A 15,413-nucleotide genomic window follows, 5' to 3' on the forward strand; every position below is an offset into this window, starting at 1 on the left:
CGCACCGAACTCGCCCACCACCTCCACCTCACCGAAGAAGAAGTCGCGGAAGGACAGCTCGCCGCCCACGGATACGCCACCCGCTCCCTCGACACGCCCGCGGGGGACGACGAGGAGACCTCCGGTGCGAAGCCCCGGCATCTGGCGACCGCCGAGCCCGCCTACGAGCTGATCGAATCCCTGGCCGCGCTGCGGCCCCTACTCGACCGGCTCGACGAGCGCGACCGGCGGATCCTGTCGCTGCGGTTCGGCGAGGAGCTCACGCAGGCCGAGATCGGCCGGCGGATCGGGCTCTCCCAGATGCAGGTCTCGCGGCTGCTCACCCGTGTCCTCGGTGAGCTCAGAGCAGCTCTGCTGGAGGACGGTCGGGAACCCGGCTGATCTCCAGCCACACCACCTTGCCCGCCGCCCCCGCGCCCCTGGCCTCGTGGCCCCACGCCCCCGCCAGCCTGTCCAGCACCATCAGGCCGTGCCCGCCGGGCAGTGCGGGCGAGCGGGGTGCGCGCGGTCGGGGCGGTTCGGGGCTGAGGTCGGAGACCTCCACCCGCAGACGTCCCCGTTCGTGCCGCAGGACGAACTCCTCGGGGCCCCCGGCGTGCAGGCAGGCGTTGGTGACGACCTCGGACACCAGCAGCAGCACGTCCTCGGCCCGCTCCTCCCCCGCCTCGCTCGTCGCCGGGAGCCACCCCCAGTCCGTCAGCGCCTCCGCCGTGAAGTCCCGGCAGCGCGACACCACCCGCCGCGTTCCGCGCAGCAGCAGTCTGCGGACCTGGACGCCGTCCGCGCCGGCGTCGCCGTCAGTCACGGCCGGCTCCGCCGTCGTGCGGCGCCGAGTCGGCCAGGGCCCGGTCGGTGTCCTCGTACACCCGGAAGACGGCCCTGACCCCGGTGATGTCGAACATCCGGTCCACCGGCGGGCGCAGCCCGGCGAGGTCCAGGCGTCCGCCGGTCTCCCGCATCCGCAGGCGGGCCTTCAGGAGGGCGTTGAGCCCCGTCGAGTCGCAGAAGCCGAGGCCCGAGCAGTCGACGACGATCCGCCGGGCCCGGGCGTGCTCCTCCACCGCCTCGCGCAGGGGCGCGACCGTGTCGTGGTCGAGCTCCCCGCCCAGTTCGAGCACCACCACCCCGTCGGCCGTCCCGGGCCGGACCCGTACGTCGAACCGGGCACGGCCGGGCGTCCGCCACGCCCCTGCGCCGCCGTCCACGTCCATGGGCTCGCCTCTCTCCTCGTCCCTCTCGGTGGCTCTTCCCTCCCCCCAGTTTCGGGCAGGTGGCGCCGGATGACCTCCCTGGAGCGCACGGCGGGGCCGACGGCCCGGCCCGGGGCGTTCGCCGGGGATCCGGCGGTTCCCGCCCGGGAGCCCCGTTTCCATGATCCCGATCGGGTGAACGGCGGGCGTGCGCCCCACCCGGGGCACCCCGGGAGCGGGACGATGCCGGGGACTCTTCCACCCCCCGAGGAAAGGCCGCTCCCGTGCGCCGTGCCCTGATCGTCGTCGATGTACAGAAGGACTTCTGCGAGGGGGGCGACGTCCCCGTGAGCGGCGCGACCGAGCTGGCCGTCGCCCTCGCCTGCCTGGTCCGGGACGCCGGCGGCCGGTACGCGCACGTCGTCGCCACCCGTGACCACCACATCGACCCGGGTGGGCACTTCTCGGACGAGCCCGACTTCGAGGACTCCTTCCCGGTGCACTGCGTCGCCGGCACCGAGGGCGCCGAGTTCCACCCGGACTTCGCGGCCGCCGTCGCCTCCGGGGCCGTGGAGGAGGTCTTCTTCAAGGGCGCCCGCTCCGCCTCGAAGAGCGGCTTCGAGGGCGCGACCGGGGACGGTACGCCGCTGGGCGACTGGCTGCGCGCCCGTGGGGTGGACGGGGTCGACGTCGTCGGGATCGGTACGGACCACTGCGTGAAGGCCACCGCGTTCGGCGGGGTCCGGGAGGGCTTCGACGTACGGGTCCTCCTCGACCACACGGTCGGCGTCGCCGCCGACACCACGGACCGCGCGCTCGACGAGCTGCGCGCGGCGGGCGTCGGGCTGAGCGGGCGGCCGGTGGTCCTGGTCTGACCGAGGCCGTACGACGGGGGCCGCCTCCGGCGGGCGGCCTTCAGATGCCGGGGCCGTAGCCCGGGTCGGGGTCCTGGCGCGGGTGCCACACGGCCGACAGGAGCCAGAGGCCCAGGGCCACGACGGCCGCGCAGAGGAGGGCCGCCGCCCACGGGCGGAGCCACCGCGTGGCCGCCGCCCAGGTCAGGGGCGGGACGACGAGCCCGGCGAAGAGGATGAGCGGCAGGTCGACCAGGATCACGCCCCAGTCCCGGGCGTGCGCCTCGAAACCGCCCTCGATGCTGTACGCGGCCCGGGGCAGCGCGAAGGCGCCCGCGACCGTGACGCCGAGGACGGCGAGCAGACAGCCGACGGCGCTCTCCATCCGGTCGCGGGACTCCTCCGAGGGGTTCTCGCTCATGCCCGGGAGGGACGCGGGGCGGCCCCGTACGGTTCCGTGCGCCCTACCGCCCCGGTTCCGGGGCGCGGCGGCGCAGCTCCCCCGCCGCGCGCTCGGTGTCGCGGGCCGTGTCGCGGTGCCCGTGTCTCCGCAGGTACCCGCCGAGCCAGGCCAGGGATTCGGCGAGTGCGGCGACGTCGTTGTTCGGGTGGATCCGGTCCAGGTGCCGCAGGTGGCGGACGGCCTCCGCCGTGGGGGCCGTCACCTCGTCGTGCCGGTCCAGGCGGGCGAGGCGGAGGGCGAGGTTGGCGAGGGCGTGGACGAGTCCGGGCAGGTGGGCCGCGGGGTCTTCGCGGTGGAGGCTCCGCTGGATCTCCAGGGACTCCTCGGTGGCGGCGAGTGCCTCGGCGTGGCGGTCGGCGTCGCAGAGCCGGATGCTCAGGTTGTTGAGCACCCGGGCCAGCTCGTCCCGGTACGCGGCCGGGTCGGCGTGGGCGAGCTGCCGGAAGAGCGCCGCGGACTCGGTCGCGGGGGCGACGGCGTCGCGGTGGCGGCCGAGCACGGCCAGCCGGCTGCCCAGGCTGTCGGTGGCGTCGGCGAGCAGGGGCCGTACGGTCTCGGGCGCGTCGACCAGATGCCGTCGGCAGAGGTGCACGGCCTCGTCGACCGCCTCCAGCGCCTCCGTACGGCGGCCGGACCAGGCCCGTGCGAAGGCGAGGTGGTGCAGCGTACGGGCGAGCGAGACGGCACCGGCGGCCCCCGTGCCGACGGCCGCCGTCCGCCCCAGGGCGAGGGCCTCGGTCAGGGGCTCGACGGCGAGCCCGGGCCGCCCGGAGTCGGCGAGGGCGAGGCCCCGGGCGTTGAGTCGGTCGATCCGCTCGAAGAGGGCGGGGCCGGCCGGGCCGGGGGTCGTGGAGTTGCCCTGGTCGGAGGCTGCGGAGGCGGCCGGACCGAGGCTCGTGGGACCGCCCCGGCCAGGAGCCGCGGGCTCGGCAGGGCCCGAAGTCGCGGGGCCCTCCTCGGCGGAGGCCGTCGGGACGGTGCTGGCGGAGGCCTCGGTGCGGGCAGCGGTCTCGTCTCCGGCGGAGGTCTCGGTGCGGGCGGAGGCCTCGGTCCAAGTGGTGGTCCCCGTCCGGGCAGGGGGCGTGGCGTCGGGCCTGTCGGGAGCCTCCGGGCCACCCGAAGTCGCGGGACCGTCCTCCGGCCGGTCGGAGGACGTCGTCCCGTCCGGGGTCCGCGTCCAGGCCGCGATTCCTCCCTCGTACGTGAGGCGGTGGCCGTGGAGGGCGAACAGGTGGTCGAGGAAGGCGGTGGCAGCCGGTTCGCGGGCGGTGATCTCGGTGTGGAGGGCGGCCGCCTCGGCGAAGTACGGGCGTGCCTCGTCGGTGCGGCCGAGGCCGAGGAGCGCGCGGCCCGTCGCGAACGCGGCCACCGCGTGCCCGCCCAGGTCGCCGACCTCTCGTCCGCCCGCCGTCCCGGCCGTTTCGCGGTACGCGGCGACCGACGCGCGCAAGGGGACGAGGGCCTCCTCCTGGCGTCCCATCTCCCCCAGTTTGACGCCGAGTTCCTGGAGGGCCGAGGCGAGTTCCGTCCGGCCCGTCCCGTCCGCCCGGTCGACGAGGAGGCGCCGCGTCTCCACCGCCTCGTGGATGCGGTCGAGGGCTTCGTGGTGACGGCCCGTCTCGGCGAGCCGGCCGCCGAGGACGAGGAGCGCGCCGGCCAGTTCGGCCCTGCTCCCCTCGACGCCCTCCGCCGCGAGTCCGCGCCAGACCTCCACCGCTTCCCGGGCCGCCCCGAGCCCCTCCTGGTGCCGGCCGAGGGCGCCGAGGCCCAGCGCCTGCCGCTGCAGCGCGATGCCCAGGCCCGGGAGGTGCTCCCCGGAGAGCCGCCGGTACACCTCGGCGGCCTCTCCCAGGACGTCCACCGACTCCGCCATGCGGCCCGGTTCCGTCGCGAGCAGCGAGCCGAACCGCAGGAGGGTGTAGCCGAGTCGGGGAAGGTACCGGCCGGGGTCGGCGCGTGCGGCGCGCCGGAGGGCGGCGACGGTCCGCCCCAGTTCGTCGGGCGGCGTCCCCGCCCCCGGTGTCTCCCGCTCCGCCATGACGCTCCCCCTCGTCCGTCCGTGCCGGAGGCCGTGGTCGCCCGTGCCGGTGAAATCCGCGTGAAGCCGCCGCTCACCGGCCGGAGGCCGCCCCGAGGAGCGCGCGCTTCGCCGGCGTTCGCCGTCCGGGGCCCGGCGGGCGACCATGGAGGACGGGGTCCTGCGGGGGCGAGGAAGCGTCGGAGGTACCCGTGGCGCACCACCGCACCACCACCGACGTCCTGGTCGTCGGCGCGGGCCCGGTCGGGCCTCGCGTCCCTGCCCGTGCCCGTGTACCGCGACGCCGTCGGGGAGTTCGCGCGGCTCCACCTCCCCGACGGCGCCACCGGCTTCGTCGTGCGCCCGGACGGACAGCTCGGCGCCCGGTCCCCCCTCGGGGGTGCCGCGGCCGTCCTGGGCGACTGCCTCAGGGCCCTGTCCGTACGGCCGCGGGACGCGTGAACTCCCCGGGTTCCAGCGCGCCTACGGGGCCCGGTGGTTCCTCGGGGCCGTGACCATCGCCTGGGGCCGGCCACCGGCCGAGCAGCGACTGCCGCTGTCGGCCGGGGTGTTCGGCACCGGTCCGCTCAGGCCTGGGACACCTGTCCGGTCGCCGCGTTCCAGAACAGCCTTCCGTTCTGGAAGTTCTGGATCCGGCCGCCGGGTGCGTCCTGCTCGGGCGAGACGGGACCTCCGATGCCGGATCCGCCGGCGCCCATGGACCTCCAGTGCGCGTGGATGGCGCCGAAGATCTCGACCGCCCCGGTCTGCGGGGTCCAGAAGATCGAGGCCTCGGGCTTCCCCTGGAGGTGGAGCGCCTTGAAGGTGCTCATGCGACCGCTGCCGCTGCTGAACTCGTCGGTGATCGGATACCCGAACTGTTCGCGCCCGATCTGCAGCCAGCGGTCATTGATGGCGCCCCACACACCGTGGGCCCCCGTCTCCGGGTGCCACGAGATGACGCCGGCCGAGAAGTTCATGAAGCGACCCTGCCCGTCGAAGGTGGGGATCTCTCCGGAGACCGGCCGGCCGACCGGTGAAGTGCCGGCGCCCAGCGCGATCCAGCGGTCGCGGATCGTCCCGAAGATGTCGGGCGACACGTCGAACGTCACGCGGTAGCGTCCGCCGTCGCCGTTGTACGAGAGGACCTTGGGCACCAGGTCTCCGGCGGCCCGCTGGAGTTCGGGCGGTTCGTACCGAAGTTCCTGGGTGCCGACGTGGTCGTCGTCGGGGGCGAACGGGATGGGAAGGTCCACGCCGTTCAGCGCTTCGTCGATCTCCCTGACCAGCTTCGACCGCACGAGGTCGAGCGGCTCTCCGATCGACGACGCCAGCGACTTGGGAACGACGAGGCGCAGGAGGTGCTGGTACTGCTCCGGCACGCCGTTGTCGTTCTCTATCACCGAGCCGACGAAGATCGCCTGATCCGGGTCGGCCAGCGGCGCCGTCCAGAACGGCTGGAAGGGCTGCCCCTTCGTGTCGCCCTCCGCGAAGCCTTCGAAGATGCCGAACCGCCAGACGTCGAACGAGGGAACGGGGATGGGGATCCCCTCGACGTTGACGTGTGCCCCGAGGTTGACCGTGCTCATCAGGACGTAGATCTCGTCGTCACCGACCTCGTCCGTTTCCTCGTCGCAGTGGATGTCACGCAGTGAGACGAATGTCGTGATTCGCTCCCGACCAGTCTTGACCGATACGAGTCGTCCAGTCACCGGCGTCCGCGGTTCCGACGGAACGGCACTCGTGCTCCGCCGCATCGGGGATCGAGCGAACAGTGGACCGGAAACCGGCACTTGCGTCCTCCGTGAGGGTTCGCCGCGAACAATGACCCTTCGTCTGCGGCATTGTTCGCGCTGAGCTGCGCCTGCGCCCGGTCAAGGGCACGTGAAGCGGCCCGTCGTCTGCGGCAAGGCCGCTGTCACCGGTCTTCGCTCCGTTGTTCTTCAGCCCCCATGCCTTCGTCCCGGCTTCGTGTCGCGCCGTAGAACGCCCCTCCTTTCCACCCTGCACCCGTTCGTCCGACATCGCGAATCACGGGGGCCCCGGTCGCGACCGCCGCGACCGCTCCCCGTTCGCCGTCGGTCCATTCGAGGAGCCGGAGGCCGGGTCCGCCGCCCGCCTTGAACAGGGCCTCGCCCCGTACCCACAATCGGAGCAGTGCCGGGCCGGGGTCCGGCAGGGCGGCGGCTTCGCGCAGGTCGGCCTCGGGCAGGAGCCGCCGCAGGACGGACGGGGGGCCGGGCCGGCGCGTCGCGGGCTCCACGTCGACGCCGACCGGGCCGGGACCGACGGCGGCCGCGACCAGGCCGTCGGCGTGGCTCATGCTGACGCCGAGGCCGGGCCGGCCGTCGAGGTAGGGGCGCCCGTGGCCGTCCCGTCCGCACGCGGCGCAGTACTGCCCGGGGCCCGACTCCCCGGGGGACAGTCCGGTGAACCGGGCGGCGCACAGGCGGACCAGGAGGCGCGCGGCGAGGACGTCGTCGCGGCGGGCGGGGATCCGCGTCCGGTCGAGGCGCCGCCGTTCCCACGGCGCGAGGAGCCCCTCGTGCAGCTCCGGGTGGGCCAGGACCTCGGCGGTGGTCGCCACCACGGCGAGGACCGCACGGCCCCCGCTCATCGGCGGGCGGTCACCCGGCGGCGCTCAGGAAGCGCTGCCGGACGCGGCCGAGCGTGCGGAAGTCGTCGATGGTGACCTCCTGGAGGTCGATGGAGCGGCCGGAGAGCTCCTCCAGGAGGTCGACGAACTCCAGGAAGTCCATGGAGTCGATGAGACGGGCCTCGATGAGGTCCTCGTCGGGGTCGATCGGTCCGTCGAGGCCGGGGTTCTTCTCGTGAAGCCACTCGGCGATGCGTTCCATGGGGTGGGGTCGCTCCTTACTGAACCGGTGGTGCGCTGTGCGGGGTGTACGGGCGGGGGCCGGGAGGGTCAGGCGGCGGCCTCGCGCAGGCGGTCGAGGGCCCGCCCGGGGGTGCCGTGGGCGAGGACCATCGCGTGGACCCAGCGCTCGACGCCGAAGGCGACGCAGGCGCTGTACGCCGGTCCTTCGGCGCCCGCGCGGATGTCCAGGCGCTCGCCGAAGAAGTTGCGGTGCCGGTTCACGGAGGCGATCGCCGTGCCGTCGGGGGCGCTGAACTCGTGCTTGACCGGGTCGAGGGCCATCAGCCGGGCGCGGGAGCCGCCCTTGTCGTAGAAGGGGTCGTCGGCGACGGCCCGGGTGAGGTCGAGGCCGAGGCGTCCGGCCAGCTCCTGGACGAACGCGGCCCCCTGCTCCAGGTGCTCCAGGGCGCCTTCCTTGGTGCCGAGGTAGAGGACCTCGCGCATGTGGAAGCCCCACAGGCGCCGCAGGCCGTCGAAGTGGGTCTCGTTGCGGAAGCAGCGGCCGGCGGCGGAGAGCCGCAGGCCCTCCTCGCCGACGTCCCGGCCCTCCAGGGAGAGCAGCAGTCCGTAGCAGGTGGCGGACGGCAGCAGGTAGCCGGTCGGCCGGAGCGGGAGTCCGGCCGGGGCCTCTCCGGCCGCCAGTCCGTCGAGCGCGTCGGGCGCGAACCGTCCGGCGGAGACGCCGAGGTGGGGGAAGTTGCGGAAGAAGTCGAGGCGGGCGAGGCCCTCCACGGAGAGCAGCGGCGGTCCCACCACCTCGGGGGCGGAGAGCCGGGCGGCCAGGCCGGTGAGCAGCTCGTCCAGGCCGCGCAGCAGCGCGGTGTGGTCCGGGTCCAGGGTGATCAGACCCGGTCCTGGGCTCCTCAGGCCGCCGTCGGGCAGGACCGTGGTGCCGGGTGTGCTCATGGGGAACCGCTCCCTCTGGGGTGGGCGAAGAGTCGGGGCGCCGGCGGGACGGGCGGACACGCCGCGGCCCGGTCCGCGGACGGCTTCACGGGCGGCCTCGCGGGCGGACGGCGCCGGTTCGCGGCACGGCGGAAGGCCGGCTGACGATCCGTCAGGAACCGGACCGCGCAGGGGGACAGTAAGCCAGTTCCCCGACTGTTGTCTAGACCAAAGTAACCGCCATGACAACGTTTGCCCGGATCCCTCCCCGTCTCAACTCCGCGTATTGAGATGGCACTTGCCAGCCGCTAAGGTCTAAACCAATTCTTTCGCACGGCGTGGCGTCTGACCAGCACCACGGCACGTCCGGCCGTCCGTGCCGTCCGCCGCCGCTCCCTTCGCCGGGGGTCGCCGCGTGCTGCCCGCCGGCCGGGGAGGAGCGCTCCCCGCCCCGGACCTCCTCCCCCGACTCCCGCCCCTGGAGGGACCCATGACGACCCCCGCCCCGCACCGCCCCCCGCGCCGCCCCCATCTGTACCGGGCGGCCTCGGACCTGCCGTACTTCAGCGCGGACGGCGAGTCCTACCTCGCGCAGACCACCCTGCGGGAGCTGAGGAAGTCGCGGCCGCTGCGGGTGCTGTCCGAGGAGGACTTCGCGCACTGGCAGACGTACGGCTACGTCGTCGTCCGGGAGGCGGTCCCGGCGGAGGCGGCCCGGCGGCTCCTGGACTTCGCCTGGGACTTCCAGGGGCTCGACCCGGAGCGGCCGGACACCTGGTACGAGGACCGGCCGTTCCGCTCCGAGCTCGACCGGCAGCTGCACGTCTACGGCTTCGTGGAGGCGTACCACCACCAGCTCCTGTGGGACAGCCGCCAGTCGCAGCGGGTGTACGACGCCTTCGTGGACGTGTGGGACTGCGAGGAGCTGTGGGTAACCCAGGACCGGCTCAACCTCAACCCGCCCAACGTCAAGAACCGGGACCGCGCCCTGATCGAGCCCACCGACCGGGGCTTCGACATCGAGCTGCACTGGGACATCGACACCACGCTCGGCGTGCCGCCGCAGCGGGTGCAGGGGATCATCGCGCTCAACGAGACCCGGCCCGAGTCGGGCGGGTTCCAGTGCTGCCCGGAGCTGTTCCGGCGGTTCGAGGAGTGGAAGGTCGGGCAGCCCGCCGACCGGGACCCGCTCCGGCCCGCCGTGGACCGGGCCGAGTACCCCGTCGTCCGTCCCGACCTGCGCCCCGGCGACCTGCTCATCTGGAACGGGCTCCTCGCCCACGGGGTGGCCCGCAACGCCTCGGAGGACCAGGTGCGGGCCGTCCAGTACCTGTCGATGATGCCCGCCCTGGAGGAGCACGAGCGGCTGCGGAGGTCCCGGGTCGACTCCTGGCGACACCTGCGCACCCCGCGCTGGAACCGCACCCTGGTCGGCGACCCCGTCCGGCACGAGTCCGAGCGCTACCCCACGGCCGTCCTGAACGGGCTCGGCGAGCGGCTGCTCGGGCTCACCTCGTGGAAGGACCGCGACGGGCACGGGAGCAAGGACGGGGAGCCGTCGTGCGCCGCGTCTGCCTGACCCTGCCGACCGACCGGGCCTGCGCCGCGACCCTGCGGGCGGTCGCCGAGGAGGCCGCGTACGGCGCCCGGCACTTCGGCGCCGAGGTGCGCCTGCTGGTCCTGGACTCCTCCGGGCCCGCCGCCCTCGCCGCCCACCGGGAGGCGGTGGCCGCGCTGCCGCCGGAACCCGGCGTGGTCGTCCACCACTTCGACGAGGACGAGCAGCGGAACTTCCTGCGCCGGGCGGTCGCCCGGTCCGGGGTCGCCGCACCGGACCGGGTGCTCGGCCTGATGCTGCCGTCCGGGGTCTCCTACGGGGCCTGCACCAACCGGGCCTTCCTGATCGCGGAGGCCCTGGGCTGCGCCTCGGTGCACCGCAGGGACTCCGACAGCCGCTACCAGTACCTGGACGGGAAGCCCGTCTTCCCGATCCACCACGAGCTGACGGCGCTGGGGCGGCGGGCCGCCGACGTGGCGGGGGCCGTGTCGCGGAGCAGGCTCGACCCGGCGCTCGCGGACCGGCCGGTGGCGATGGTCGGCGGCTCGTTCGTCGGCGAGATGTCCGTGGACGTGGCGGAGATCCGGGCCCTCGACCCCCTCGTGTACGACGACCTCGTCGGCCTGACGGTCCCGGCCGGGTATCCGGAGGTCTGGCGGCGCAACCTCGTCGACGAGGCGTTCCGGGGCGCCGGGACCGCCGCCTTCACCGGAGACCTCACCACGCTCACCACCGTCAGCCCCACGCGCGTGGACATGTGCAACGTCGCCTTCGCGCGCGGGGTGTACGGCCGGGTGCCGCTGCCGCCCGCCACCGACACCATCGGCAGCGACTACTTCCTGCTCCACCTGGTGCACGGCGCCCGGCTGCCCGGCGTCCTGCACAACCGGCACATCGTCAACTTCCACACGCCCGAGCGCCGTTCGGACGCGGGCTTCCTCGCCTACCAGCTGCGGCTGACGAAGTTCCTGCTCGCCGTCCCGTACCTCCAAGCCGTGTACGCCGGGGCGGCGGCGGCCGGCGACGGGCTTCTGGACGACGACGGACTCCTCCGCGCCTCCGCCGTCGCCGCGCTGGTCGGGGACGGCACGGGGATCGACCCGGTGGAGAACGGCGAGCGGTTCGACGTGGTCGAGCGCTCCTACCGCAAGCTCGGCGGCCGGTACGCGGCCGCCGCCGACGTCCTCGCCGCCCGCCGCGAGCGCCTCCTCGACGAGGCGCGGCGGGACATGGCGGACTTCGCCCTGCTCCTCGACGCCTGGGCTCCCCTGGTCCGCGCGGGCGAGGAGGATCCCCCGTCCACGAAAGGCAGCACCGCATGAGCCGCCGTCCACGGCCCCTCCCCCGGCCCGGGGCGGTGGCCGCCCCGTGACCGCGTACGAACGGGACCTGCCGCGCCCGGCGAAGACCCGTACCGTCACCGTCGCCCACGCGGGCGGCGTGGAGCGCCGGGGCCCGGTCACGATGGGCCAGGCCAACATGATCCGGTGCATGGTGCGGGACGAGCCCGAGCACATCAACATCCACGCCGTGTGGCCGGTGCCCGCCGGGACCCGGACGGACGCGGTGATCGACGCGCTGCGCGCCCTGGTCGTCCGGCACGAGGCGCTGCGCACCACGTTCCCGCACGCCGAGGGGGCCGTGCCCCGCGCGCAGGTGGTGGCGGCCGAGGGGGAGTTCACGGTCACCGTCCTCGACCACGACGCGCTTCCCCCGGACGCCGAACGGTACGCCGACGCCGTGGCCCGCCGGGCCCGCGTCGAACGCTTCCGGCTCGACCGGGACTTCGGGCTGCGGATCTCCCTCGTCACCGCGGCCGGCGCGCCGGTCTTCGTCGCGCTCGCGGCGAGCCACGCCGTGACGGACGTCAGCGCCCTCGCCGTCCTGGAGGAGGACTGGCTGGCCCTCCTGACCGGCGAACCCCTGCCGCCGCAGAGCGCCTTCACCCCGCTGGAACTCGCCGCCGAGGAGGCGACCCCGGCCGGGCTCCGGAAGTCGGCGGCGTCGCTGCGGTACTGGGAACGGATCATCCGGACCGGTCCCCAGGCCATGTGCGACGGGCCGGGCGCCGAGGGCACCGAGGTCGACACCCCGGAGGTGACGCTCCGGTCCCTGCGGGGCGCGCGGGCGCTCGCCCGGGTGGCGGAGCGCACCGGCGGGCTGCCGTCCACGGTGCTGCTCACGGCCTGGTGCGCGCTGGTCGCCCACCGGACCGGCCAGGACGTCTGCGTGGCCGCCGTGCCGACCTCCAACCGGTTCCACGACCGGCTCGCCCGCGCGGTGAACACCGTGTCGCAGGACGCGCTGCTCGCCCTCGACGTCCGGGTGCCGTCCTTCGACGCGCTGCTCGCCAAGGCGTGGGGCGCGGCGCTCGACGCCTACCGGCACAGCAGGTTCGACGCGGTCGCCCTGTGGGAGATGATCGACCGGACGACCTTCGAGCGCGGCAGCCGGTTCGCCCGGGACGTGGTCCTCAACGACGTGAGCGCGCTGTCGGAGGCCGGGGGGACGGAGCCGGACGGGCCCGACCTCGAACTGGGCCGGGGCCCGTCCCAGGTCCTGCCGACCCGGCTGCTCGCCTTCGTGCACGAGACGGCGCCCCTGCTGCGGATCGGCCTGTGGGCCGACCCCGCGCTGTTCGCCCCGGACGAGACCGAGGGCTTCCTGACCGGTCTCGTACGGCTCCTGGAGGCGGCCGCCGAGGGGGACGTGCCGCTCGCCTCGCTGACCGGGGTGACCGGGGTCCGTCCGGTGGAGCGCGGCCCGGACTGGATCCGGGTGGACGGCTCCTGGGTCTCGCCGCCGGCCGTGGCGGACGCCCTGGGCGGCGCCCTCGGAGGCGTACCCGTGCACGTCGCGGCGGAAGGGGCCGGGGACGGCCTCACCGCTTTCGTCGCCGCCGGCGGTGGCGACAGCGGCACCCCGCCGGCCCCGGCGGAGGTCCACGCCGCGCTGATGCGCGTCCTCCCGGGCCGCCCCGGAGTCCTGGCGCCCCGCCGGTACGTGATCGTCCAGGGCGCGCCGGACGGGACGGACCGGACGGACCGGACGGACGCGTGGCTCCGGCGGCCCCTCCTCACCGAAGGGGACGGCCGGACGCCGGCGGACCCCGACACGACGACGAACGCGGACCTGACATGACGACGAACGACGTGACCGTGGAACGGGAACCCGGCTCCCCGCCCAGCCCGTGGCGTTCGAGCCGCTTCCGGCTCTTCTTCACCGCCCGCAGCACCTCGCTGCTCGCCGACGGCATGTTGATGGTCTCGCTGACCACCGCCGTGCTCGGCGCGGGGTACGGGGCCTCCGGCGTGGGATACGCGCTTGCCGCGTGGATGGCGCCGATCGTCCTCCTGGTGCTCTTCGGCGGTGTCCTGGCCGACCGGTTCACCCCGCAGGTGATGATGGTCGGCGCGGACGTGGTGCGCATGGTGGCCATGCTCGCGCTCGCGGGGCTGCTCGCCCTCGGGGACGTACGGCTGTGGCACGTCATGGCGCTGCTCGCGGTCAGCGGCGCGGCGACCGCGATGTTCCAGCCGGGTCTGGCGAGCCTGGTGCCGCGGGTCGTCGAGGACATCCAGCGGGCCAACGCGCTGCTGCGGATCTCGGAGTCGATCTGCACCCTCCTCGGCCCCGGCCTCGCCGGTCTGCTCGTGGCGTACTGGGACGTGGCGGGCTCCTTCCTGGTGATCGCGGCGTTCTACGCGTGCAGTGCCCTGGGCCTCGCGCCGCTGCGGAGGCTCGGCACGGCCCCGGACGGGACCGACGAGCCGATCTGGCAGCGGCTCGCCACGGGCTGGCACGAGTTCCGGTCCCGTTCCTGGCTGTGGGGCGTCATCGCCGTGTGGGCCGTCTACGGCCTGTTCGTCTTCGGCCCGGCCCTGCCGCTGGGCGCCGCGCTCCTCACCGAGCAGCACGGCGCCGACGGATACGGCTGGATCGCCTCCGCCGACGGCGCGGGCACCATCGTCGGCGGGCTGCTCGGGATGCGGGTGCGGCCCCGGCGGCCGCTCGTCGCGGGCGCGTGCGCCATGTTCTTCTTCTCCCTCAACCCCCTGGCCCCCGCCCTGGGCTGGTCGTTCGGGCTCACGGCCGCCACGGGCGTCCTGGCGGGCTGCGGGTTCGCCTTCTGGGGCGTCATGTGGGCGACGAGCGTGCAGTCGCACATCCCGCTGGCCGTCCTGAGCCGCGTCTCGGCCTACGACGTCGCCGGGTCCATCATGGTCATCCCGGTGGGCCGGGCCCTGGCCGGTCCGGCGGCCGAGTCCGTGGGCGCCGACCGGGTGCTGCTCTTCTCGTCCGTCATGGGCCTGGTGTGCATCGCGGTCATGCTGGCCGTGCCCGCCGTCCGGGCGCTGCGCCGGGCGCCGGAGAAGCCCTCCGGGGCGGACCGGGCGGTCGCGGACGGCTGAGCGGCGGGGTCCCGGCGCCGGACCCCGGGTAAACGGATGTGCGGTTGTCGTACGCGCGTGATAGTCACTACCTCCACGGGGCGCGTGATCACTGCCCGCCCCGTTCGTACGGAACAAGGGGTGGGGACATGGCGTTGCTCCGTGACTGGGGGCTCGCGCTGGGGAAGAAGGCGGGCCGGCCCGTCGCACGGCTGGAGAAGGACTCGGACGATCCCGAGGTGCTCCGTCTGAAGGGGGCCGCCGCCGCGGCGGACTGGGCCACCGTGCGGGAGGCGCTCGAAGCGCGTTCCGAGGACGAGGGCCGGACGGACCTCCTGTGGACCGTCTGCGACACCGCCGGGGTCGAGCAGTGGATCACCGGGGTGATCGAGGCCGAGCCGGGGGCGGCGCTGCCCCGGCTCGTGGCGGGCCTCCGGCACGTCAGCTGGGGCTGGGAGGCCCGGACCTCGGCCCGCGCCAAGGACGTCTCGCGGGAGCAGTTCGAGGTCTTCCACGAGCGGCTGCGCACGGCCGAGCGGTGGCTGTACGAGGCGGCCGAGATCGAGCCGGGCTGGGCCTCGCCCTGGTACTGCCTCCAGGTCAGCGGGCGCGGTCTGGAGGTCGGGCAGGAGATCGCGCGGCGCCGGTTCGAGGCGACCGTGCGGCGTGCCCCGCACCACCTGGAGGCACACCAGCAGCAGTTGCAGCAGGTCTGCCGCAAGTGGGGCGGTTCGCACGAGGAGATGCACGCCTTCGCGCGCACGTCCGTGCTGAACGCCCCGGGCGGCACCCCGCTCGGCCAGCTCGTCGCGGTCGCGCACCTGGAGGAGTGGCTCTCCCTCGACTCCGGTCCCGACGCGGCCTACATCCGCCGGCCCGAGGTGGCGGCCTCCCTGAACGAGGCCGCGGACCACTCGTACCGGCACCCGGACTTCGTCCGCCGGGGCGGCTGGGTGCAGGTGCTCAACAGCTTCGCCATGGCCTTCTCGCTCGCCGGGGACCGCGAGGCCGCCCGGGAGTGCTTCCGGGCCACCGAGGGACGGGTCAGCGAGTTCCCCTGGTCCTACCTGAACGGCTCCGACCCCGTCGCGGCCTACCGCGAACGGCGCTCGGCGGCCGGCCGCTGAACCGGCGGGACGGCCGGGCCCAGTACCGGACCGGCGACCGTACCGGACCG

The 15,413-nt window shown here is 74.6% G+C and carries 16 protein-coding genes; 8 read left to right on the forward strand and 8 right to left on the reverse strand.

Annotated elements, in window-relative coordinates:
- The coding region (locus ACIQD7_RS29235; RefSeq protein WP_401501730.1) for a sigma-70 family RNA polymerase sigma factor at positions 1-381 on the forward strand (381 nt) is incomplete at its 5' end.
- Here ACIQD7_RS29235 and ACIQD7_RS29240 read toward each other — a convergent pair.
- Positions 341-805, reverse strand: coding sequence for an ATP-binding protein (locus ACIQD7_RS29240; RefSeq protein ID WP_402445457.1), 465 nt, complete (start codon positions 803-805; stop codon positions 341-343). The two genes, ACIQD7_RS29235 and ACIQD7_RS29240, sit on opposite strands and share 41 nt — an antisense overlap.
- The gene (locus ACIQD7_RS29245) at positions 798-1,211 is read right to left on the reverse strand and encodes an STAS domain-containing protein (RefSeq protein WP_402445458.1); all 414 of its coding nucleotides are present in this window, start codon (positions 1,209-1,211) and stop codon (positions 798-800) included. The genes ACIQD7_RS29240 and ACIQD7_RS29245 overlap by 8 nt, the downstream gene beginning before the upstream one ends.
- Before the next feature lie 263 nt (positions 1,212-1,474).
- Between ACIQD7_RS29245 and ACIQD7_RS29250 the strand changes: the two genes are divergently transcribed.
- On the forward strand, positions 1,475-2,065 hold the full coding sequence (locus ACIQD7_RS29250; protein ID WP_402445460.1) for an isochorismatase family protein: 591 nt from the start codon (positions 1,475-1,477) through the stop codon (positions 2,063-2,065).
- A 40-nt stretch (positions 2,066-2,105) separates the two neighbouring features.
- Here ACIQD7_RS29250 and ACIQD7_RS29255 read toward each other — a convergent pair whose 3' ends face one another.
- A complete protein-coding gene (locus ACIQD7_RS29255) occupies positions 2,106-2,465 on the reverse strand; it encodes a hypothetical protein (RefSeq protein WP_121833790.1) in 360 nt (119 codons plus the stop codon).
- A gap of 43 nt (positions 2,466-2,508) precedes the next feature.
- Positions 2,509-4,545, reverse strand: a complete 2,037-nt coding sequence (locus tag ACIQD7_RS29260; RefSeq protein WP_402445461.1) for a tetratricopeptide repeat protein — start codon at positions 4,543-4,545, stop codon at positions 2,509-2,511.
- A gap of 264 nt (positions 4,546-4,809) precedes the next feature.
- On the opposite strand from ACIQD7_RS29260, the gene ACIQD7_RS29265 reads away from it, so the two are divergent.
- The gene (locus ACIQD7_RS29265) at positions 4,810-4,986 is read left to right on the forward strand and encodes a hypothetical protein (RefSeq protein WP_402445463.1); all 177 of its coding nucleotides are present in this window, start codon (positions 4,810-4,812) and stop codon (positions 4,984-4,986) included.
- A gap of 125 nt (positions 4,987-5,111) precedes the next feature.
- Here the strand turns inward: ACIQD7_RS29265 and ACIQD7_RS29270 are convergent, their stop codons facing one another.
- The 4 genes from ACIQD7_RS29270 to ACIQD7_RS29285 all read right to left on the reverse strand — a co-directional run bounded on the left by ACIQD7_RS29270 (position 5,112) and on the right by ACIQD7_RS29285 (position 8,308).
- Positions 5,112-6,113: an LGFP repeat-containing protein gene (locus tag ACIQD7_RS29270; RefSeq protein ID WP_402445464.1), complete on the reverse strand. Its 1,002-nt coding sequence runs from the start codon at positions 6,111-6,113 to the stop codon at positions 5,112-5,114.
- A gap of 329 nt (positions 6,114-6,442) precedes the next feature.
- Positions 6,443-7,141 (reverse strand): 4'-phosphopantetheinyl transferase family protein, encoded by a 699-nt coding sequence (locus ACIQD7_RS29275; protein WP_402445466.1) that lies wholly within the window; start codon positions 7,139-7,141, stop codon positions 6,443-6,445.
- 10 nt (positions 7,142-7,151) lie between these two features.
- Complete coding sequence (locus tag ACIQD7_RS29280) at positions 7,152-7,382, reverse strand: acyl carrier protein (RefSeq protein ID WP_053642658.1); 231 nt, start codon at positions 7,380-7,382, stop codon at positions 7,152-7,154.
- Positions 7,383-7,450: 68 nt separating this feature from the next.
- Positions 7,451-8,308: a hypothetical protein gene (locus ACIQD7_RS29285; RefSeq protein ID WP_401423842.1), complete on the reverse strand. Its 858-nt coding sequence runs from the start codon at positions 8,306-8,308 to the stop codon at positions 7,451-7,453.
- A gap of 469 nt (positions 8,309-8,777) precedes the next feature.
- On the opposite strand from ACIQD7_RS29285, the gene ACIQD7_RS29290 reads away from it, so the two are divergent.
- From ACIQD7_RS29290 to ACIQD7_RS29310, 5 genes are all read left to right on the forward strand, one after another.
- Positions 8,778-9,866 carry a phytanoyl-CoA dioxygenase family protein gene (locus ACIQD7_RS29290; RefSeq protein ID WP_402445468.1) on the forward strand — a complete coding sequence of 363 codons (1,089 nt, stop codon included), beginning with the start codon at positions 8,778-8,780 and terminating at the stop codon, positions 9,864-9,866.
- On the forward strand, positions 9,848-11,167 hold the full coding sequence (locus tag ACIQD7_RS29295; protein ID WP_402445470.1) for a DUF6271 family protein: 1,320 nt from the start codon (positions 9,848-9,850) through the stop codon (positions 11,165-11,167). The genes ACIQD7_RS29290 and ACIQD7_RS29295 overlap by 19 nt, the downstream gene beginning before the upstream one ends.
- A 46-nt stretch (positions 11,168-11,213) precedes the next feature.
- On the forward strand, positions 11,214-12,986 hold the full coding sequence (locus ACIQD7_RS29300; protein ID WP_402445472.1) for a condensation domain-containing protein: 1,773 nt from the start codon (positions 11,214-11,216) through the stop codon (positions 12,984-12,986).
- The gene (locus ACIQD7_RS29305) at positions 12,983-14,257 is read left to right on the forward strand and encodes an MFS transporter (protein WP_402445474.1); all 1,275 of its coding nucleotides are present in this window, start codon (positions 12,983-12,985) and stop codon (positions 14,255-14,257) included. The genes ACIQD7_RS29300 and ACIQD7_RS29305 overlap by 4 nt, the downstream gene beginning before the upstream one ends.
- Positions 14,258-14,385: 128 nt before the next feature.
- Positions 14,386-15,363, forward strand: coding sequence for a hypothetical protein (locus ACIQD7_RS29310; protein ID WP_402445476.1), 978 nt, complete (start codon positions 14,386-14,388; stop codon positions 15,361-15,363).
- Positions 15,364-15,413: the final 50 nt, after the last annotated feature.

It is taken from the genome of Streptomyces sp. NPDC093071 (assembly GCF_044754545.1).
Taxonomy (GTDB): Bacteria; Actinomycetota; Actinomycetes; order Streptomycetales; family Streptomycetaceae; genus Streptomyces.